The sequence below is a fragment of the Microbacterium sp. NPDC077184 genome (assembly GCF_040687055.1).
Lineage (GTDB): Bacteria > Actinomycetota > Actinomycetes > Actinomycetales > Microbacteriaceae > Microbacterium.
Genome location: NZ_JBFBMM010000002.1, coordinates 219796 through 240419, shown reverse-complemented (window position 1 = coordinate 240419; position 20624 = coordinate 219796). Strand labels below are relative to the sequence as shown.

Below are 20624 nucleotides of genomic sequence, written 5' to 3'. Positions count from 1 at the left end.
GCGTGACCCGCGAGGGGGCACTCCTCATCACGGTGGGGGTCGGTGTCCTGGTCGTCGCGCTCCTCGGCTGGGCGTGGCGACGACGTACCCGCCGCGATGCCGGGTGGTCGGCGCCCTTCGGCGATCTGCCGGCCGGTGCCGAGGTCGCGGCATCCTTCCCCGTCCTGTACGTCGCCACGACGCGCCACGGTGATCCGCTCGAGCGCCTCGCGGTCCGGGGTCTGGGTTTCCGCTCCCGCGGCGAGGTCCGCGTGGCCTCGGCGGGCGTCGCGATCGGCCTCACCGGGCAAGCCCCCATCTTCCTCCCCGCGGCGCGCGTGACGGCCGTCGCGCAGGCCACCGTCGCCATCGACCGCGTCGTCGAGCGGGACGGGCTCGTGCGCGTCTCGTGGCTCATCGACGACGACACGACGGTCGACTCCTACTTCCGCCCGCAGGATGCCTCGGCGCGAGCCCTCGCCGACGCTCTGGGCGCCCTCCTTCCGAAGAACAAGACGGGACACGACGCATGACCTCTCCCTTCGACCTCGACCCCGCCGTCCTCGTCCTCGAGGACGGGACCCGCTACCCGGGCGACGCCTACGGTGCCCGGGGCACGACACTCGGCGAAGTGGTCTTCGCCACCGGCATGACCGGCTACCAGGAGACCATCACCGACCCCTCCTACGCCGGTCAGATCGTGGTGCAGACCGCGCCGCACATCGGCAACACCGGCATGAACGACGAAGACCCGGAATCCCGCCGCATCTGGGTGTCGGGCTACGTCGTCCGCGACCCGTCGCGCGTCGTGTCGAACTGGCGCGCCGACGAGAGCCTCCCGGACGCGCTCGTGCGCGACGGAGTGGTCGGCATCAGCAACATCGACACGCGTGCCGTCACCCGCCGCATCCGTTCCGAGGGCAGCATGCGCGGCGGCGTGTTCTCGGGTGACGCGGCGGGCCTCGACGCCGAGGAGCAGCTGCGCCTCGTCCGCGAGGCCCCGGACATGCGCGGGCGCAACCTCTCCGCGGAGGTGTCGGTCAGCGAGGTCGAGGTGACCCCCGCCGTCGGCGAGCGCATCGGAAACCTCGCGGTGCTGGACCTGGGTGTGAAGACCGCCACGATCAACAACCTCGCCGCGCGCGGGTTCGAGGTGCACGTCTTCCCGCAGTCGGCGACGATCGAGCAGATCCGGGCCATCGAGCCCGTCGCGGCCTTCTACTCCAACGGCCCCGGCGACCCGGCGGCGTCGGACCAGCATGTGGAGCTGCTGCGCGCCGTCCTCGACGACGGTCTGCCCTTCTTCGGGATCTGCTTCGGCAATCAGCTCCTCGGGCGCGCGCTCGGCTTCGGCACGTACAAGCTCCCGTTCGGCCATCGCGGCATCAACCAGCCCGTGCTCGACAAGGCGACGGGCCGAGTGGAGATCACCTCGCAGAACCACGGGTTCGCCGTCGACGCCCCCACCGACGGCATCGTGGAGAGCCCGAACGGGTACGGGCGCGTCGAAGTGAGCCACATCGGCTTGAACGACGACGTGGTCGAAGGACTCCGCGCCCTCGACATCCCCGCCTTCAGCGTGCAGTACCACCCCGAGGCGGCCGCGGGCCCCCACGACTCCAACTACCTCTTCGACCGGTTCCGCGACATGGTGCTCGCGGCCCACAGCAAGGACGACAACTGATGCCCAAGCGCGACGACATCACCAGTGTCCTGGTCATCGGGTCCGGCCCGATCGTCATCGGCCAGGCGTGCGAGTTCGACTACTCCGGCACCCAGGCCTGCCGCGTGCTGCGCGAGGAGGGCGTGCGCGTCATCCTCGTCAACTCGAACCCGGCGACCATCATGACCGACCCGGACTTCGCCGACGCCACGTACATCGAGCCGATCACGTGGCAGACCATCGAGACGATCATCGCCAAGGAGAAGCCGGACGCGATCCTGCCCACCCTCGGCGGGCAGACGGCGCTGAACGCCGCGATCCAGCTCGACAAGCACGGCGTCCTCGAGAAGTACGGGGTCGAGCTGATCGGCGCCAACCTCGAGGCGATCAACAAGGGCGAGGACCGGCAGCTGTTCAAGCAGCTCGTTCTCGACTCGGGCGCGGACGTCGCCGACAGCCGCATCTGCCACACGATGGACGAGGTGCTCGCCGGCGCCGCGGAGCTCGGATACCCGCTTGTGGTGCGCCCGAGCTTCACGATGGGCGGTCTCGGGTCCGGCTTCGCCTACGACGAGCAGGACCTGCGCCGGATCGCCGGCGCGGGCCTGCGCGATTCGCCGACGACCGAGGTGCTGCTGGAGGAGTCGATCCTCGGGTGGAAGGAGTACGAGCTTGAGCTCATGCGCGACAACGCCGATAACGTCGTGGTCGTCTGCTCGATCGAGAACGTCGACCCCGTCGGCGTCCACACGGGCGACTCCATCACCGTCGCTCCTGCGCTGACGCTGACCGACCGCGAGTACCAGAAGATGCGGGACATCGGCATCGACATCATCCGCGCGGTGGGCGTGGACACCGGCGGGTGCAACATCCAGTTCGCCGTGGACCCCACCAACGGCCGCATCATCGTCATCGAGATGAACCCGCGCGTGTCGCGCTCGTCGGCCTTGGCATCCAAGGCCACGGGATTCCCGATCGCGAAGATCGCCGCGAAGCTCGCCATCGGGTATCGCCTCGATGAGATCCCGAACGACATCACCAAGGTGACGCCGGCGAGCTTCGAACCCACCCTCGACTACGTCGTCGTGAAGGTGCCGCGGTTCAACTTCGAGAAGTTCCCGGCCGCCGACACCACCCTCACCACGACCATGAAGTCCGTCGGCGAGGCGATGGCGATCGGTCGGAACTACGCCACGGCCCTCCAGAAGGCCTTGCGGTCGCTGGAGAAGCGCGGCTCGAGCTTCCACTGGGGCGAGGAGTCCCGTTCGGTCGACGAGCTGCTCGACATCGCGAAGATCCCGACCGACGGACGCATCGTCGTCCTCCAGCAGGCCCTGCGCCTGGGCGCGACGCCCGAGCAGGCCTTCGAGGCGACGGCGATCGACCCGTGGTTCATCGACCAGATCGTCCTCATCAACGAGGTCGCGGAGTTCGTCCGCACGGCGGCCGAACTGGACGGCCGTGTGTTGCGCATCGCGAAGGAGCACGGCTTCAGCGACGCCCAGATCGCCCAGCTCCGGGGCGTCGACGAGGTGTCCGTGCGGACGGTCCGGCACGGACTCGACATCCGTCCGGTGTACAAGACCGTCGACACGTGCGCGGGGGAGTTCCCCGCGCTCACGCCCTACCACTACTCCAGCTACGACGCCGAGACGGAGGTGAGCCCGTCGGAGCGCACGAAGGTGGTCATCATCGGTTCGGGGCCGAACCGGATCGGCCAGGGCGTGGAGTTCGACTACTCGTGCGTGCACGCCTCGTTCGCGCTGTCGGATGCCGGCTTCGAGACGGTCATGGTCAACTGCAACCCGGAGACCGTCTCCACCGACTACGACACGTCCGACCGCCTGTACTTCGAGCCGCTGACGCTCGAGGACGTCCTGGAGGTGCTCCACGCCGAAGCGCAGTCGGGCACGATCCTCGGCGTCGTCTGCCAGCTCGGCGGGCAGACGCCGCTGGGGCTCGCGAAGGGCATCGAGGAGGCCGGCTACACGATCCTCGGCACGTCGCCCGCGGCGATCGACCTCGCGGAGGAGCGCGGGCTGTTCAGCGGCATCCTCGAGGAGGCGGGCCTCGTGGCACCGCGCCACGGCACCGCGATCGACGTCGAGGGCGCCGTCGCCGTCGCCGAGGACATCGGGTACCCGGTGCTGGTGCGTCCGAGCTTCGTTCTCGGCGGCCGCGGCATGGAGATCGTCTACGACACCGACAGCCTCCGCGACTACTTCCTGCGCATCGCCGATCAGGCCATCATCGGTCCGGGGCTCCCTCTTCTCGTCGACCGCTTCCTCGATGACGCGGTCGAGATCGACGTCGACGCGCTCTTCGACGGCGAGACGCTCTACGTCGGCGGCGTGATGGAGCACCTGGAGGAGGCCGGTATCCACTCCGGCGACTCCAGCTGCACCCTTCCGCCGGTGAGCCTCGGGCGCACCGAAATCGACCGCGTCCGCGAGGCCACCGGCGCGATCGCGCGCGGCATCGGCGTCCGGGGTCTGCTCAACGTCCAGTTCGCCGTCAGCGCGGGGGTCCTCTACGTCATCGAGGCGAACCCGCGGGCGAGCCGGACGGTGCCCTTCGTCTCGAAGGCGCTCGGCATCCCCCTCGCAAAGGCCGCGAGCCGCATCATGGCCGGCACGAGCATCGCCGACCTGATCGCCGAGGGCCTCCTTCCCGAACGCGACGGGTCGCGGGTGCCGCTCGACGCCCCGGTGGCGGTGAAGGAGGCGGTGCTCCCCTTCAAGCGCTTCCGCACCGCGGACGGACAGACCGTCGACTCCGTCCTCGGCCCCGAGATGCGTTCGACCGGCGAGGTCATGGGAATCGATCGCGACTTCCCGACCGCGTTCGCGAAGTCGCAGGAAGCGGCCTACGGCGGCGTGCCGCTGAGCGGTCGCGTGTTCATCTCCGTCGCCGACAGCGACAAGCGTGCGGTCATCCTGCCCGCCCATCGGCTCGCCGAGCTCGGCTACGAGCTCGTCGCCACCGAGGGGACGGCGGAGATCCTCGCGCGGAACGGCATCCGCGTCACGGTCGTGAACAAGTACTCGTCCACGCAGGAGTCGGGGGAGACCAACATCGTCGACCTCATCAACGCGGGGGAAATCGACATCGTCGTGAACACCCCGTCGGGCGGGATGGCTCGGGCTGACGGCTACGAGATCCGCGCCGCCGCGGTCGCGGGAGACAAAGCGCTGTTCACCACGATGGCCGTCCTCGGCGCGGCGGTCAGCGCGATTCCCGTGCTCCGTCGCGGATTCGAGGTCCGCAGCCTCCAGGAGTACGCCGTCGATCGGGCTGGGCGCGCGTGAGCTCGTTCGGACGCCGCATCAGGGAGTCGCTGGATCGCTTCGGACCCCTGTGCGTGGGGATCGACCCTCACCCGCACCTGCTGAGCGATTGGGGGCTCGGCGACACACCGGCCGGTGCCCGCGACTTCGGGCTCCGCGTGGTCGACGCGGCGGCGGGACGCGTCGGGGTCGTCAAGCCCCAGGTGGCCTTCTTCGAGCGCTTCGGCGCCGCGGGGTTCGCCGCGCTGGAGTCCGTGCTGGCGTCCGCGCGGGCCGCGGGACTGATCGTGATCGCCGACGCCAAGCGCGGCGACATCGGATCGACGATGGACGGGTACAGCGCCGCCTGGCTGACGCCGGGCTCGCCGCTCGAGGCCGACGCCCTCACCGTGAGCCCTTACCTGGGGCCCGAGTCGCTGCGCGCGACCCTCACCGGAGCGGTGCGACTCGGCAAGGGCGTGTTCGTCCTCGCCGCGACCAGCAATCCGGAGGCCGCGGCGCTACAGACGGCGCGCACGGTCGATGTCGAAGCGGAAGAGGACCAGTCCGTCGCCCGCCGCGTCGCACGGGACATCGCGTGGGTCAACGGCTCCGCCGCCTTCGGCGGAGAGCTGGGCCCGATCGGACTCGTCGTCGGGGCGACCGTCGACCGGCACGAGTTCGGCCTGACGGACGACGTGCTCGCCGGCGCCCCGCTGCTGGCACCGGGCTTCGGCGCGCAGGGTGCGTCTCCAGCCGATCTGCCGCGGCTCTTCGGCGCCGTCGCGGCGCATGTCCTCGCGTCGGAGAGCCGGAGCGTCCTCTCGGCGGGTCCTGAGGGCCTGACCGCGCGCATCGACGAGCGCTCCGCCCTCTACCGGGAGGCGGGGATCGCGCGCGGCCGCGGGGGAGCAACGCACGATGGCTGATTCGCGAACTCCTCCCGAGGTCGACCGGGTCGCCGCATCCCGGCGGGCCGTGGCCGCGCGCCGCGAGCGTGCCGCGCTGAAGAACGACGTCGCCACGCGGGTGATCACCCCCCAAGAGCTTCTGCGGCGCGCGCTGGACGCCCCGACCTCACCGGCGGGCGCGATGCGCATCACGGAGTTCCTGACGAGTGTGCCGGCGATCGGCGCCGGGAAGCGCGACCGCATCCTCGCCGACCTCGGCATCTCGCCGGTGAAGCGTCTGGGTGGTCTCGGTGCGCGCCAGCGGGAGGCGCTGCGCGCCTTCCTCGACGCCCGATTCCCCGAGCCCGCTCCGCGGTCCGGCCGCAGCCGCCTCCTCGTCCTCGCGGGTCCGACGGCGGTCGGCAAGGGCACCGTCGCCGCCCACATCAAGGAGCACCACCCCGACATCCACCTCTCGGTCTCGGCCACGACGCGTGCACCGCGTCCGGGTGAGGTCCACGGCGAGCACTACTACTTCGTCGACGACGCGGAGTTCGACCGGCTCGTGGCGGAGGGGGAGCTCCTGGAATGGGCCACCGTCCACAACGCGTACCGGTACGGCACGCCCCGTGGCCCGATCGAGCAGGTTCTCGCCGAGGGCAGGACGGTGCTCCTGGAGATCGATTTGCAGGGTGCGCGCCAGGTGCGGGCCGCCGAGCCGACGGCGACGCTCGTCTTCCTCCTGCCGCCGAGCTGGGACGAGCTCGTCAACCGGCTCATCGGCCGGGGCACCGAGGGTCCGGAGGAGCAGGCGCGACGCCTGCGCACCGCGCGCGGCGAGCTGGCGGCGCAGGCGGAGTTCGATTACCGCGTCGTGAACGACGACGTCGCGCGTGCTGCCACGGAGATCGCCGCGCTCGGCTCCTGACGCTGCATTTCGTCACGTTACGTCCGTGACGCGGGGGTGGTCATGGAGTCGGCATGATCGAAGACGTGTCCACCCTCCTCGCGCCCGCCGTGCCCGCAGCGTCCGCGCAGACCGCCCGCGGTGTCGTCCGCCTGACGGGTCTGTCGCGCGCCTTCGCGACCCCGCAGGGGGAGCACGCCGTGCTGAGAGACGTCGACCTCGACCTCGCCGCGGGGGAGATCCTCGCGATCGTCGGACCCTCCGGGTGCGGCAAGTCCACGTTGCTCAAGCTCCTCGGGGGTCTGGACCAGCCATCCCGCGGAACCATCACGCTGGACTCCTCGGCCGTGCGCGACACCGACGACCGCACCGCAGTGGCCTTCCAGGAGCCGCGCCTGCTGCCGTGGCGGACGATCGCGCAGAATGTCGCGCTCGGTCTCCCGCGCGGGACGGCGAAGCGCGAGGGACGCGACCGCGTGGCCGATCTGCTCCGTCTCGTGGGGCTGGACCAGGCCGCGGATCGCCGGCCCGCGGAGGTCTCCGGCGGGATGGCGCAGCGCGCGTCGCTCGCACGCGCCCTCGCGCGCGGACCCGAAGTGCTCCTCCTCGACGAGCCGTTCGGCGCGCTCGACGCCCTCACGCGTCTGCGCATGCAGGACCTGCTCCTGGACATCCACGCCTCCCGACCCACGACCGTCGTCCTCGTGACGCACGACGTGGAGGAGGCCCTCTACCTCGCCGACCGCGTGGTGCTCCTGCGCACCCTCGGTGACGACCCCGCGTCCGGTTCCGTCGCCCGCACTGTCGACGTCCCCGGCATCCGTCCCCGCGATCGTGCAGATCACGTCTTCGCGGACCTGCGCGCCGAGCTCCTCGAAGGACTCGGCGTCCCCACCCATCACCAGACTCTCGAGGAGACCCGATGAGCACCGTCATCCGCCGCACCGTACCCGCGATCGTCCTCGCCGGTGCGATGATGATGGCCACGACCGGGTGCCTCTCGGGCGAGAACGCCTCCGCGCAGTCCGACGGCGACACCGCAGGCACCGCCTCGGAGTGGTCCACCGACACGCTGTCGATCGACTTCGCCACCTACAACCCGCTGAGCCTGATCGTGCGAGACCAGGGACTCATCGAGGACGTGCTCGGCGATGACGTCACCGTCGAGTGGGTGCAGTCCGCCGGCTCGAACAAGGCCAACGAGTTCCTGCGCGCCGGCTCCCTCGACGTGGGCTCGACCGCGGGGTCGGCGGCGCTCCTCGCCCGGGCCAACGGGTCGCCCATCCACGTCATCGACATCTACTCGCAGCCCGAGTGGTCCGCGATCGTCGTGCCCGAGGGGAGCGACATCACGTCCGTCGCCGACCTCGCCGGGAAGTCCGTCGCGGCCACCACGGGTACCGACCCCTACTTCTTCCTCCTGCAGGCCCTGGAGACCGAGGGTCTGTCGGTCGACGACATCGAGGTGCAGAACCTGCAGCACGCCGACGGGCGCGCGGCGCTCGAGGCCGGCTCCGTCGACGCGTGGGCGGGCCTGGACCCGATCATGGCGGCCGCGGAGGTCGAGTCCGGCGCGCAGCTGATCTACCGCAACGTCGACTTCAACTCCTACGGCTTCCTCAACGCCACCGAGAGCTTCCTCACCGACCACCCGGATGTCGCGCAGGTGGTCGTGGACGCGTACGAGGAGGCGCGCGCCTGGGCGCTGGAGAACCCCGAGGAGACCGCCGCGCTCCTGGCGGAGGTCGCGGCGATCGACATCGAGGTCGCGAGCACCGTCATCCAGGAGCGCTCGAACCTCGACGTCTCGGGTGTCCCTGGTGAGGCCCAGCTCGACGTCCTCCGCGTGATCGCGCCGGTCCTCGTGGCATCGGACGCGGTGCAGGGCGGCGAGAGCGCCGTGAACGACGCGCTCGACACCATCGTCAACGACACCTTCGCCGTGCAGGCGACCGAGGGGCGATGACCTCCGCGCCCGCGCAGAGCCGCACGACCCCGGACGCCACCGCGCGTCCGGGGTCGTCGGCGCGCGCGTTCTGGAGCCGCCGCTCGGTCCGCATCGTCGGCGGAGCGCTCGTGCCGCTGGCGATCCTCGCGGTATGGCAGGCCGTAACGGTGTCCGGTCTGGTGCCGGCGTATCGTCTCCCGCCCCCCGCGAGCGTCCTTGATGCGGCGGTGCAGTTGGCGGAGAGCGGTGACCTGTGGATCCACATCGCGATCTCGGTGCAGCGCGTCTTCCTCGGCTTCGCGGTCGGCGCCGTGATCGGTCTCGCCGTCGCGGCGATCGTGGGGCTGACGCGGGCGGGAGACATCCTGCTCAGTCCGACGCTCGCCGCCTTCCGGGCGATCCCCTCTCTCGCGCTCGTCCCGCTCCTCCTTCTGTGGATGGGGATCGGGGAGGACTCGAAGGTGACCCTCATCGCGATCGGGGCGTTCTTCCCCGTCTTCACCACCGTGAGCCTCGCGCTCCGTCAGGTGGATGCGCGGTCGGTGGAGATGGCGCGGTCGTTCAGCCTGCGCGGATTCGCTCTGTTCCGCACCGTTCAGCTTCCCGCCGTCGTCCCCTCGATCATGGCCGGACTGCGACTCGCTCTCGCGCAGGCCTGGCTCTTCCTCGTCGCCGCCGAGCTCATCGCCGCGTCGATGGGGCTCGGCTGGCTCCTCACTGATTCGCAGTCGAACGGGCGCGTGGACCGCATCCTCCTCGCCATCGTGCTGCTCGCTGTCCTCGGCACCCTGACCAACGGCATCCTGAGCATCGTGCAGAAATACCTGCTCCGGCGGTGGATCTGACATGAGCGGAGTCGATGACGGGAGCAGCGCTCCCGGTTCTGAGGGACGCCTCGTGGAGACCCGGGCGTTCCCTCCGACCGCCGAGCTCGCGGCGCGCGCGAACGTGGCCGCCGACGTGTACGCCACGGCGGCGGCGGACCCGATCGCCTTCTGGGAGCGCGCGGCCGAGAGGCTGACATGGGCACGCCCGTGGGACACCGCCCACGAGTGGGATCCGCCGGTCCGGGATGCCGAGGGGACGCTGTCGGTCCCGGCGGCGCGCTGGTTCGTCGGCGGGCGCCTGAACGTCGCGGAGAACTGCGTCGACAGGCACGTCGCGACGGGCTGCGGCGAGAAGGTCGCCCTGCACTTCGAGGGCGAACCCGGTGACCGGGTCACCGTCACCTACGTTGATCTGCAGCGTCGCGTCGCGCAGGCGGCGAACGCTCTCCTGTCCCTCGGCATCGGGCCCGGCGATCGCGTTGTGATCTACCTCCCCGTGCTCGTGGAGACCGTCGTGATCACGCTCGCGTGCGCGCGCATCGGGGCGGTCCACTCGCTCGTCTTCGGCGGCTTCTCGGCCGAGGCGCTCCGCTTCCGCCTCGAAGACACCGAGGCGAAGCTCCTCGTCACCACCGACGGGCAGTACCGCCGCGGGGCCGCCGTCGAGGTCAAGACCGCCGCCGATGAGGCGGCGGACGGACTCGCCCACCTGAAGCACGTCCTCGTCGTCCGTCGCACCGGGCAGGACGTCCCGTGGACGCCGGGCCGGGACATCTGGTGGCACGACGTCGTCGACGCCGCGTCACCGGAGCACCGGCCCGACGCGTTCGATGCCGAGCATCCGCTCTTCATCATCTACACCTCCGGGACGACGGGCCGGCCCAAGGGGCTCGTGCACACCTCCGGCGGGTATCTCACCCACGCGAGCTTCGCCCACTGGGCGCACTTCGACGCCCACGAGGACGACGTGCACTGGTGCACCGCGGACCTCGCGTGGGTCACGGCCCACACCTACGAGATCTACGGCCCGCTCTCCAACGGGCTCACCCAGGTGATCTACGAGGGGACACCCGACACGCCGGTGCGCACCCGGCACCTCGAGATCATCGAGCGGTACGGCGTCACGGTGTACTACACCGCGCCCACCCTCATCCGCACCTTCATGACCTGGTTCGGCGACGAGCTGCCCCCCGGCCACGATCTGTCCTCGCTCCGCCTCCTCGGCACCGTGGGCGAGGCGATCAACCCCGCCGCCTGGGTCTGGTTCCGGCGCACATTCGGCCGCGACTCCCTGCCGGTCGTCGACACCTGGTGGCAGTCCGAGACGGGCGCGGCCATGATCGCGCCGCTCCCCGGCGTCACGACCCTCAAGCCCGGCTCGGCCTCCGTTCCCTTCCCGGGGATCGACGCGGCCGTCGTCGACGAGGATGGCCGCGAGGTGGCCCCCGGTCGCTCGGGGACCCTCGTCGTGCGACGACCGTGGCCCGGGATGGCGCGCACGGTGTGGAAGGACGCGGCCCGCTACCGCGACTCGTACTGGGCGCAGTACGCCGGCCACGGAGCCCACGGCGGCTACTACGTCGCCGGGGACTCCGCGACGATCGACGCCGACGGGTACATCTGGATCCTCGGTCGGCTCGACGACGTCCTGAACGTCTCCGGGCATCGCATGTCGACGATCGAGATCGAGTCCGCGCTCGTCGCGCACGAGAGCGTCGGCGAGGCGGGCGTCACCGCGGTCGCCGATCCGGTCACGGGCCATGCGGTCGCCGCGTTCGTCGTCGCCTCGGGCGCCGCCGCCCCGCAGCCGGCGGAGCTGCGCTCCCAGGTCGCGCGGGAGATCGGGCCGATCGCGAAGCCCCGTCACCTCATCGTCGTGCCGGAGCTGCCCAAAACCCGCTCCGGCAAGATCCTGCGCCGCCTCCTCGGACAGCTGTGGGAGGCTGAGCAGGATCGCCGCGCGGGGCGTGCCCCGAGCCCCCTCGGCGACACCACGTCGTTGCAGAACCCCTGGGCCGTCACCCAGATCGCCGACGCCCTCGCCGACGCCTGAGCGGCATCATCCCGAACGCCCCCACAGAGAGAGCAGCATGAGCGACGATCACCGGTTCGGCTTCCGCACCCGCGCCCTGCACGCCGGCGGGACCCCCGACGCCGCCACCGGCGCCCGGGCCGTCCCCATCTATCAGACGACGTCCTTCGTCTTCGACGACGCCGCGGATGCGGGCAACCTCTTCGCCCTGCAGAAGTACGGCAACATCTACTCGCGCATCGGCAACCCCACGGTCGCCGCCCTCGAAGAGCGACTGGCGTCCCTCGAGGGCGGCATCGGCGCCGTCGCCACCGCGTCGGGCATGAGCGCGGAATTCATCACCTTCGCCGCGCTCGTGGGGGCGGGCGACCACGTCGTGGCCTCGGCCCAGCTGTACGGCGGGACCGTCACGCAGCTCGACGTGACCCTGCGACGCTTCGGCGTCGAGACGACGTTCGTCCCCTCCAGCGACCCGGCCGATTACGCCGCGGCCATCCGACCGGAGACGAAGGTGCTCTACGTCGAGACGATCGGCAACCCCTCCGGCGAGATCGCCGACATCGCCGCCCTGGCGGACATCGCCCACGCGGCCGGCATCCCGCTCGTCGTCGACTCGACGCTGGCGACGCCCTATCTCGCGCGCCCGCTCGAGCACGGGGCCGACATCGTCATCCACTCCGTGACGAAGTTCCTCTGCGGCCACGGCACGACCCTCGGCGGCGTCGTCATCGAGAAGGGCACCTTCGACTGGGGCAACGGCAAGTTCCCGCAGATGACCGAGCCGGTCCCGTCCTACGGCGGCATCCGCTGGTGGGACAACTTCGGCGAGTACGGCTTCCTGACGCGGCTGCGCAGCGAGCAGCTGCGCGACATCGGACCCGCGCTCAGCCCGCAGGCGGCGTTCCAGCTCCTGCAGGGCGTCGAGACGCTGCCGCAGCGCATCGATGCCCATCTGGCCAACGCGCGGATCGTCGCGGAGTGGCTGCGCGACGATCCCCGCGTGTCCTTCGTGACGTGGGCGGGACTCGCGGACCACCCGCACCACGCCCGCGCCGAGCGCTACCTGCCGCTCGGGCCGGGATCGGTCTTCGCCTTCGGCGTCCGTGCGGACGGCGACGACCCGGATGCCGGGCGCCGGGCGGGGGAGGCCGTGATCGACGCCCTCCAGCTCGCGTCGCACCTCGCGAACATCGGCGACGCCCGGACCCTCGTGATCCACCCGGCGTCCACCACGCACCGCCAGCTCACCGCCGATCAGCTCGTCCGGGCGGGCGTGCCCGCGGATCTCATCCGCATCTCGGTCGGGCTGGAGGACCCGGAGGACATCCTGTGGGACCTCGATCAGGCGCTCACCGCCGCGACGGGGGTGACCCGATGAGCGACTCCTGCGCCCTCCCGCAGCCCTCCGTCGGAGAGGCGTGCGCGCTTCCCGGTGCGCCCGTCGTCGACACCGGCCGCACCTGGGTGGGTCCGAACGCTCAGGAGCGATTCGAGATCCTGCGCTCCGCGCGGTCGATCGCGGTCGTCGGCGCGTCGGACAACCCGGCCCGTGCCAGCTACTTCGTCGGCTCGTACCTGCTCGGGAGCGCCCCCTACGAGGTGTTCTTCGTGAATCCGCGTGCGTCCTCGATCCTCGGCCGCCCCGCGTACCCCTCGCTGGCGGACCTGCCGTACGCGCCGGACATCGTCGATGTCTTCCGCCGCCACGACGACCTCCCCGGTGTCGCGCAGGAGGCCGTGGAGGCGGGGGCGAAGACCCTGTGGCTCCAGCTGGGGTCGTGGAACGAGGATGCGGCTCGGATCGCGGAGGACGCGGGTCTTCGCGTCGTGATGGATCGCTGCGTGAAGATCGAACACGCCCGCTTCCACGGCGGACTGCACCTCGCCGGGTTCGACACCGGCGTCCTCAGCTCCAAGCGACAGCTGATCAGCCGTCCGTCCGCGTCCTGACGGTCCGTCGCGGTAGACTGATCCGATGCGCGTTCTGCCGAGCGCGCCGCCGACCTCATTTTTCCCATCCGCCGAACCGAGGAGGTTCCCATGGCCGGAACGAACCAGGGCATCATCGAGCCCCCCATCGACAGCCTTCTCGAGAAGGTCGATTCGAAGTACCAGCTGGTGATCTACGCGGCCAAGCGCGCGCGCCAGATCAACGACTACTACTCCGACCTGCACGAGGGGAACCTCTTCGACAACGTGGGTCCGCTGGTCGACTCCACGGTCGAGGACAAGCCGCTCACGATCGCGATGCACGAGATCCACGAGGACAAGCTGCGTCTGCGTCACGCGGAGTAATCCCGCTTTCGGCCGTCGTGTGACGGCCCGGTGCCCCTGATCGCGGCCGTGTCCGCGATCAGGGGCATACTTGTTCCCGCCCCGCCCCGTCCCGCGATCTGGAGGATCGATGTCCGCCCTGCGCCTGTTCACGTCCGAGTCGGTCACGGAAGGGCATCCGGACAAGATCTGCGACCAGATCTCGGATGCCGTCCTCGATGCGCTGATCGCGCAGGACCCGGGAAGCCGCGTGGCGGTCGAGACCCTCGTGACGACGGGGCTCGTCCACGTCGCGGGCGAGGTGCGCACGGACGGATACGTCGACATCCCCGGCGTCGTGCGCGGCGTGGTGAACCGCATCGGCTACACCTCCAGCGAGACCGGGTTCGACGGTGACTCCTGCGGAGTGACGGTGTCGATCGGCGAGCAGTCCGGTGACATCGCCGCCGGCGTCGACACCGCGATCGAACACCGGGAAGGCGGATCCCTCGATCCCGTCGACGCGCTCGGTGCCGGCGACCAGGGCATCATGTTCGGGTTCGCCACGAACGAGACCCCGCAGCTCATGCCGACCGCCATCCACACGGCGCACCGCATCGCCGAGCGCCTGTCCGAGGCGCGCCGCTCCGGCGCCCTCCCGTTCCTCCGCCCCGACGGCAAGACGCAGGTGACGCTCGGCTACGACGGCGTCGTGCCGCGGACGGTGGAGACCGTCGTGCTGTCGACCCAGCACCACCCGGACATCTCGCTCGCCGCGCTCCGCGCCGCGGTGCGTGCCGAAGTCATCGAACCCGTCATCGCGGAGTCGGGCCTGGACATCTCGGGCACCGACTTCATCATCAACCCCGCCGGCCCGTTCGTCATCGGCGGCCCCAAGGGGGATGCCGGACTCACGGGTCGCAAGATCATCATCGACACGTACGGCGGCGCGTCCCGCCACGGCGGCGGTGCGTTCAGCGGCAAGGATCCCTCGAAAGTCGACCGTTCAGCCGCGTACGCGATGCGCTGGGTCGCCAAGAACGCGGTCGCGGCGGGCCTCGCCGATCGGCTGGAAGTCCAGGTCGCCTACGCGATCGGCAAGGCGGCCCCCGTGGGGATGTACGTCGAGACCTTCGGCACCGGTCACGTCTCCGACGATCAGATCACCCGGGCGATCCTGGAGGTGTTCGACCTGCGTCCGCAGGCGATCATCGATCAGCTGGATCTGCTGCGGCCCATCTACGCCAAGACGGCCGCTTACGGCCACTTCGGTCGCGAACTCCCGGAGTTCACATGGGAGCGCACCGACCGCGCCGACGACCTCCGCGCGGCCGCGGGCTTGTGAGGGCGGTGCCCGACCGGCTCCGGCTGCGCGGGTGCACGACGTGAGCCTCCCGGTCGCCCGGGTCCTGATCGACTCGCCGTTGCCGCAGCTCGATCGCCTCTTCGACTACGCGATCCCACGGGAGTTCGACGCGCTCGCCCAACCCGGTGTGCGGGTGAAGGTGCCCCTGCGCAGCGCGGGCCGGGTCGTCGAGGGATTTCTCGTGGAGCGCGCGGTCGCCGAAGAGGGGGGACGGCCGCTGTCCGAGATCGAGGACGTGGTCTCCTCCGTTCCGGTCCTCACACCGGATCTGTACCGACTCGTGCGTCGCGTCGCAGATCGTGCGGCGGGCTCGGCGGCCGACATCCTGCGCCTGGCCATCCCGAAACGGATGGTGCGGGCCGAGAAGGTCTGGCTGGCCTCGGAGGCTCCGGAGGCCCCTGCGATCGACGAGACCGTGCGCGAGTGGGCGAGGATGCGTCTGTCCGGGTTCCCCGGCCTCGATGAGGCGATGCGTGCGGATGCGCGGATCGCACTCGACGCGCCGCCGCATCCTGTGCGCCTCCCGGCGGGCGACGACGTCGGGGCGTGGGCGGATCTTCTCGCGGCACTCGCGGTGGACACCCTCGCGCGCGGGCGGACCGCGGTCGTCGTCGTCCCCGACCATCGGGACCGCGCGCAGGTCGAGGAGGCGCTGGTCGGTCGCGTCCCGCCCGCCGCGGTCGTCCGCCACGACGCCGCGCAGTCCTCACCCGCTCGGTACGCGGCGTATCTGCGGACGCTCGCCGAAGCCCCCTGCATCGTCGTCGGGAACCGCTCGGCCGTCTACGCCCCGGCGCGTGGCCTCGGGCTCGTGGCGATCTGGGACGACGGCGACCCGCTCCTCGGAGAGCCGCTCTCACCGGGCGTGCACGCTCGGGACGCCGCGCTCCTGCGCCAGGAGCTCGAGGGCGGTGCCCTCGTCTTCGCCGGGCACACCAGAACGACGGATGTCGAGCGTCTGGTCGCGGTCGGGTGGGTACGGGATCTGCCGGCGCGACGCCGCGTCGGGGCGCGGGTGGTCCTCAGCGCGACGCGCGAGGGGGAGTCCCGCGGGACGCGCGTCCCCTCCACCGCGTACGCCGCCGCCCGCGAGGCGCTCGCGCACGGGCCGGTCCTGGTCCAGGTCGCCCGACCGGGATACGCGCCGGTCCTCGTGTGCGCCGAGTGCCGGCATCCGGCGCGGTGCCGCCACTGCGCGGGTCCGCTGCATGCGCGGGGCCCGGGAGCCGTCCCGGTGTGCACGTGGTGCGGGCGCAGCGCCCACGCCTGGCGATGCTCCGAGTGCGATTCGGATCGGGTGCGGATGGCCTCCTCCGGCAGCGAAAGGACCGCCGACGAACTCGGTCGTGCGTTTCCCGGAACCCGGGTCATCGTCGCCGACGGCGATCATCCGGTCCTGCGGGTCGACGACCGGCCCGCACTCGTCGTCGCCACCCGCGGCGGAGAACCGATCGCTCGGGGCGGCTACCGCGCCGTCATCCTGCTCGACGGAGATCGGATGCTGATGGCGGACGATCTGCGCATCGGCGAGTCCTGCCTCCGGTGGTGGTCCAACGCCGCCGCGCTGGCCGCGCCCGGTGCGCCGGTCCACCTCGTCGGGGTCACCGGGGCGGTCGCGCGGGCACTGGCGACATGGACGCAGCCCGCCTACGCGCGCGCCGAGCTCGCGGCTCGCCTGCCCCTGCGGATGCCGCCCACCGTCCGGGTCGCGGCCCTCAGCGGCGCGCGGCGTTCGGTCGACACCGCGCTGCAGAAGCTGCGGGAGGATGTCCCCGAGCTCGACGCCGAGGCGATCCTCGGTCCGGTGGACGGCGAGGACGGCGCGCGTGCGCTCGTCCGGTTCGACTACGCGCGCGGGGCGCGGGTGGCCGAGAGCCTGCGCGCGTCCGTGGTGAGCGATGCGGTGTCCGGCCGCCGGCCGCCGCGCGGGAGGGGCCAGGTGCGCCGGAATACACTCAGAGTGCGGGTCGATGTGCCCGATCTCGAGTTGTGAGGAGCTCCATGCGTCTGGTCTTCGCCGGAACCCCGGCGGTCGCGGTTCCATCCCTGAAGGCCCTCGCGGCCTCCGCGCACGAGGTCGATCTGGTCGTGACCCGCACCGACGCCCCCCTCGGCCGACGACGCGTGCTGACGCCCTCTCCCGTGGCCGCCGCCGCGGAAGAGCTCGGCATCGAGACGCTTCGCACCGCACGCCTCGATGACACCGCGACCGCCGAGATCGGCGCGCGTCGCCCCGACCTTGGCGTGATCGTCGCCTACGGAGGCCTCGTGCGGGAGCCGCTGCTCAGCGCGCCGCGTCTCGGCTGGATCAACCTGCACTTCTCCCTCCTGCCCCGGTGGCGGGGCGCGGCTCCCGTGCAGCACGCGCTCATCGCCGGCGACGAGCAGGTCGGAGTGAGCGTCTTCCACCTGGTCGCGGAGCTGGATGCCGGGGACGTCATCGCCGAGGAGGCGATGCGCACGCCGGAGGACGTCACCGCGGGGGAGCTCCTTTCGACGCTGGCGGACGTCGGGACCGGTGTCCTCCTCGCGGCGGTCGACGCCCTCGCCTCCGGCACGGCGGTCGCCCGCGCGCAGGAGGGCGACGTCACGTACGCGCCCAAGCTCTCCATCGACGACGGACGCGTCCGCTGGGACGCCCCGGCTGCCGCGGTCCTCGGTCGCATCCGAGGGACGACGCCCGAGCCGGGCGCGCACACGGAGGTGGCGGGGATGCGGCTGAAGATCCTGACCGCGCGACGCTCGCCCGATCCGTCGCCGCGCCTGGATCCCGGCACGCTGTCCCTCCACGAAGGACGCCTCCTCGTCGGCACCGCCGACGCTCCGGTGGTCCTCGACCGGGTGCAGCCCGCGGGTCGATCGGCGATGAACGCCGCCGACTGGTGGCGTGGGCTGCGCGTGACCTCCGCGGTGGCCGGCTCGTGAGCGCCTCCGCTTCTCGTCGCATCGCCTACGAGACGTTGCGGGCCGTGCACGAGTCCGACGCGTACGCGAACCTGCTCCTGCCGGTGTCCCTCGCACGGGCCGGCGTCTCGGGTGCGGATGCCGCGCTGGCGACGGAACTCACCTACGGCACTCTGCGGCGTCAGGGAACGTACGACGCGATCATCGGCGTGGCCGCCGATCGGGCCGTTGCGGACATCGATCCGGCGCTGGTCGACGCGCTGCGGCTCGGCGTCCACCAGCTGCTGTCCACCCGCGTCGCGTCCCACGCCGCCGTCAACGAGTCGGTCGAACTCGCGCGGGCGGCGGCGGGCCGGGGCCCGAGCGGCTTCGTCAACGCCGTGCTGCGGCGGGTCTCGCGCGACACGCCGGGGGAGTGGATGGCGCGCATCGCCGAGGGTGCACGGTCCGATGACGAGCGCATCGGTCTGCTGACCTCCCATCCGGTGTGGGTCGTGCGCGCGTTCCGTCGGGCCCTCGCCGCCGAGGGGCGCGCCGACGAACTCGACGCGTTGCTCGCCGCGGACAACGCGGCACCCGCCGTGACGATGATCGCGTTGCCGGGTCTCGCCGACCGACCCGCGGATGGGCGTGCCACGCCGCTGTCACCGTTCGGGTTCCGTTCCGAGGGCGGCGACCCCGAAGCGACGGTGGCCGCGTCGGACGGCCGCATCCGCGTGCAGGACGAGGGCTCTCAGCTCGCGGCGCTGGCGCTCGCCCGGGCGCTGCCGGCGAAGGCGGGGGAGCGCTGGCTCGATCTGTGCGCGGGGCCCGGAGGCAAGACCGCCCTTCTGGCCGCGGAGGCGCTGAAGGTCGACGCGCGCGTCGAGGCCAACGAGATCGTTCCCGCCCGCGCGGGTCTCGTACGCAAAGCCGTCGCCGGCGTGCCGATGGAGGTTCCCGTCTCCGAAGAGGACGGTCGCTCCCGCGCGGCTCGCGACCCCGGGGCCTACGATCGCGTCCTCGTCGACGCGCCCTGCACGGGGCTGGGCGCGCTGCGGCGGCGCCCGGAGGCGCGGTGGCGGAAGACCCCGGCGGACGTCCCCGAGCTCGCGTCCCTCCAGCGGGAACTGCTGGATGCCGCGCTGGTGGCGTGCGCGCCGGGCGGCGTGGTCGCGTACGTGACGTGCTCACCGCATCTCGCCGAGACCACGGCGGTCGTCGCGGACGTCCGCGCGTCCTGGGGCGACGCGGTCGAGGAGCTCCCCGCGCGCGACGTGATCGCGGGCATCGCGTCGTCACGGACCGACCTGCCGGCGCAGACCGACGGGACTCTCCGGGCTCAGCTCTGGCCGCATCGCCACGGCACCGACGCGATGTCGATCACTCTCCTGCGCAAGGCCTAGGGGCGGCATCCGCTTCCCGGCTCACTCCGCGAGCCTGAAGCCCTCCGGCATCACTTCGAACTCCGCGCGGAGCGCGATGAGCGCGGCCGGGTGCGTGCGGGCGAGCTCCGACGCGTCGACGACGACCTCGGTGCCGTCGGGAACGGAGGCGGCGATCTCCCGGAGCACCCCGATGACCCGCTCCGTGCCGGAGAAGCCGAGTTCGCCGCCCAGGTGGACCACGCGGCCCTCGCCGGTGCGTTCGATCCGCAGCGCCGGGACCGCGACGTTCTCGTGCGACTCCAGCAGGTGCATGTCGAAGCGGTCCGACACGGTCTCGACGGCGGCGATGGCCCGCACGCTGTTGCCGTGCGCGTCGAGCCGCGGGCTGAAGGCGGCAACGCCGAACTGCGAGGGTGCCACGGCCAGCAGCCCGCCGCTCACGCCGCTCTTGGCCGGCAGGCCCACGCGCAGGAGCCATTCGCCGGAGTAGTCGTACATCCCGCAGGACGACATGATCGAGAGCACATCGCGCGCGACGCGGGTGCTCACCACCCGGACGCCGGTCACGGGGTTCACACCGCCGAACGCCAGGGTCCCGGCCATCACCGCCAGGTCGCGGACGGTCACGAGCAGCGAGCACTGGCGGAAATAGGTCTCCACCGCCGCCTCCACGGACCCGGTCATCACGCCGTAGGAGCGCAGCAGGTGCCCGAGGGCGCGGTTGCGATCGCCCGTCGCCGACTCGGAGGCGTACACCGCCTCATCGACCCACAGGGAGCGGCCCGCGAACGCCGACAGCTTCGAGACGATACGTGCCGTGCGCTCGTCGATGTCGCTCTCCGGTTCTCCGACGAGCGCCGTCGTCGCGATCGCACCGGCATTGACCATCGGGTTCGCGGGACGCCCGGTGTCGTGGGCGAGGCTGATCGCGTTGAAGGGCTCGCCGCTCGGCTCCACGCCCACGCACTCGAGGACCCGTTCGCGCCCGCATTCCTCGAGAGCCAGTGCCAGGACGAACGGCTTCGAGATCGACTGGATGGTGAACTCGTGCTCGCCGTCGCCGACGACCCGCACACGACCGCGCGGTCCGACCACGGCGAACGCCAGTCGATCGGGGTCCGCCGCGGCGAGTTCGGGGATGTATGCGGCCGGCGCGCCGTCGTCCATCGGTCTGATCTCGTCGAGGAGGTCGTCGAGCAGTGCCGTGATGGGATCCACGGCT

At 71.5% G+C, this 20624-nt stretch carries 17 protein-coding genes; 16 read left to right on the top strand and 1 reads right to left on the bottom strand.

All coding sequences use genetic code 11. The features are described 5' to 3' along the window. The first annotated feature begins 2 nt into the window (after positions 1 to 2). The 16 genes from AB0O93_RS05790 (at position 3) to AB0O93_RS05715 (ending at position 19420) form a co-directional block, all read left to right on the top strand. A complete protein-coding gene (locus AB0O93_RS05790; protein ID WP_363341392.1) occupies positions 3 to 512 on the top strand; it encodes a hypothetical protein in 510 nt (169 codons plus the stop codon). Beyond that, complete coding sequence (gene carA / locus AB0O93_RS05785) at positions 509 to 1663, top strand: glutamine-hydrolyzing carbamoyl-phosphate synthase small subunit (protein ID WP_363341390.1); 1155 nt, start codon at positions 509 to 511, stop codon at positions 1661 to 1663. The genes AB0O93_RS05790 and carA overlap by 4 nt, the downstream gene beginning before the upstream one ends. After that, a complete protein-coding gene (gene carB / locus AB0O93_RS05780) occupies positions 1663 to 4950 on the top strand; it encodes a carbamoyl-phosphate synthase large subunit (protein ID WP_363341388.1) in 3288 nt (1095 codons plus the stop codon). The genes carA and carB overlap by 1 nt, the downstream gene beginning before the upstream one ends. Then, positions 4947 to 5837 carry an orotidine-5'-phosphate decarboxylase gene (gene pyrF / locus AB0O93_RS05775; RefSeq protein ID WP_363341386.1) on the top strand — a complete coding sequence of 297 codons (891 nt, stop codon included), beginning with the start codon at positions 4947 to 4949 and terminating at the stop codon, positions 5835 to 5837. Before carB ends, pyrF begins: the two co-directional genes overlap by 4 nt. Beyond that, positions 5830 to 6726 carry a guanylate kinase gene (gene gmk, locus AB0O93_RS05770; RefSeq protein WP_363341384.1) on the top strand — a complete coding sequence of 299 codons (897 nt, stop codon included), beginning with the start codon at positions 5830 to 5832 and terminating at the stop codon, positions 6724 to 6726. The genes pyrF and gmk overlap by 8 nt, the downstream gene beginning before the upstream one ends. Before the next feature lie 53 nt (positions 6727 to 6779). Then, on the top strand, positions 6780 to 7631 hold the full coding sequence (locus tag AB0O93_RS05765; RefSeq protein ID WP_363341382.1) for an ABC transporter ATP-binding protein: 852 nt from the start codon (positions 6780 to 6782) through the stop codon (positions 7629 to 7631). Then, on the top strand, positions 7628 to 8671 hold the full coding sequence (locus AB0O93_RS05760; protein ID WP_363341380.1) for an aliphatic sulfonate ABC transporter substrate-binding protein: 1044 nt from the start codon (positions 7628 to 7630) through the stop codon (positions 8669 to 8671). Before AB0O93_RS05765 ends, AB0O93_RS05760 begins: the two co-directional genes overlap by 4 nt. Further along, complete coding sequence (locus AB0O93_RS05755) at positions 8668 to 9498, top strand: ABC transporter permease (RefSeq protein ID WP_363341378.1); 831 nt, start codon at positions 8668 to 8670, stop codon at positions 9496 to 9498. Before AB0O93_RS05760 ends, AB0O93_RS05755 begins: the two co-directional genes overlap by 4 nt. Position 9499: 1 nt before the next feature. Beyond that, complete coding sequence (acs, locus tag AB0O93_RS05750; protein WP_363341376.1) at positions 9500 to 11533, top strand: acetate--CoA ligase; 2034 nt, start codon at positions 9500 to 9502, stop codon at positions 11531 to 11533. Positions 11534 to 11570: 37 nt separating this feature from the next. Next, on the top strand, positions 11571 to 12890 hold the full coding sequence (locus AB0O93_RS05745) for an O-acetylhomoserine aminocarboxypropyltransferase/cysteine synthase family protein (protein WP_363341374.1): 1320 nt from the start codon (positions 11571 to 11573) through the stop codon (positions 12888 to 12890). Beyond that, on the top strand, positions 12887 to 13462 hold the full coding sequence (locus AB0O93_RS05740) for a CoA-binding protein (RefSeq protein WP_363341372.1): 576 nt from the start codon (positions 12887 to 12889) through the stop codon (positions 13460 to 13462). The genes AB0O93_RS05745 and AB0O93_RS05740 overlap by 4 nt, the downstream gene beginning before the upstream one ends. A 90-nt stretch (positions 13463 to 13552) precedes the next feature. Next, positions 13553 to 13807, top strand: a complete 255-nt coding sequence (gene rpoZ / locus AB0O93_RS05735) for a DNA-directed RNA polymerase subunit omega (RefSeq protein WP_053547443.1) — start codon at positions 13553 to 13555, stop codon at positions 13805 to 13807. Positions 13808 to 13916: 109 nt separating this feature from the next. Next, entirely contained in the window at positions 13917 to 15110 is a 1194-nt protein-coding gene (gene metK / locus AB0O93_RS05730; RefSeq protein ID WP_053547444.1) for a methionine adenosyltransferase, read from the top strand. A gap of 40 nt (positions 15111 to 15150) precedes the next feature. Then, complete coding sequence (locus tag AB0O93_RS05725; RefSeq protein WP_363341369.1) at positions 15151 to 17124, top strand: primosomal protein N'; 1974 nt, start codon at positions 15151 to 15153, stop codon at positions 17122 to 17124. Positions 17125 to 17132: 8 nt separating this feature from the next. After that, entirely contained in the window at positions 17133 to 18056 is a 924-nt protein-coding gene (gene fmt / locus AB0O93_RS05720; protein ID WP_363341367.1) for a methionyl-tRNA formyltransferase, read from the top strand. Next, on the top strand, positions 18053 to 19420 hold the full coding sequence (locus tag AB0O93_RS05715; RefSeq protein ID WP_363341365.1) for a transcription antitermination factor NusB: 1368 nt from the start codon (positions 18053 to 18055) through the stop codon (positions 19418 to 19420). Before fmt ends, AB0O93_RS05715 begins: the two co-directional genes overlap by 4 nt. Positions 19421 to 19441: 21 nt before the next feature. Here the strand turns inward: AB0O93_RS05715 and glsA are convergent, their stop codons facing one another. Then, positions 19442 to 20620, bottom strand: a complete 1179-nt coding sequence (gene glsA, locus AB0O93_RS05710; protein WP_301132300.1) for a glutaminase A — start codon at positions 20618 to 20620, stop codon at positions 19442 to 19444. Between the last annotated feature and the right edge of the window lie 4 nt (positions 20621 to 20624).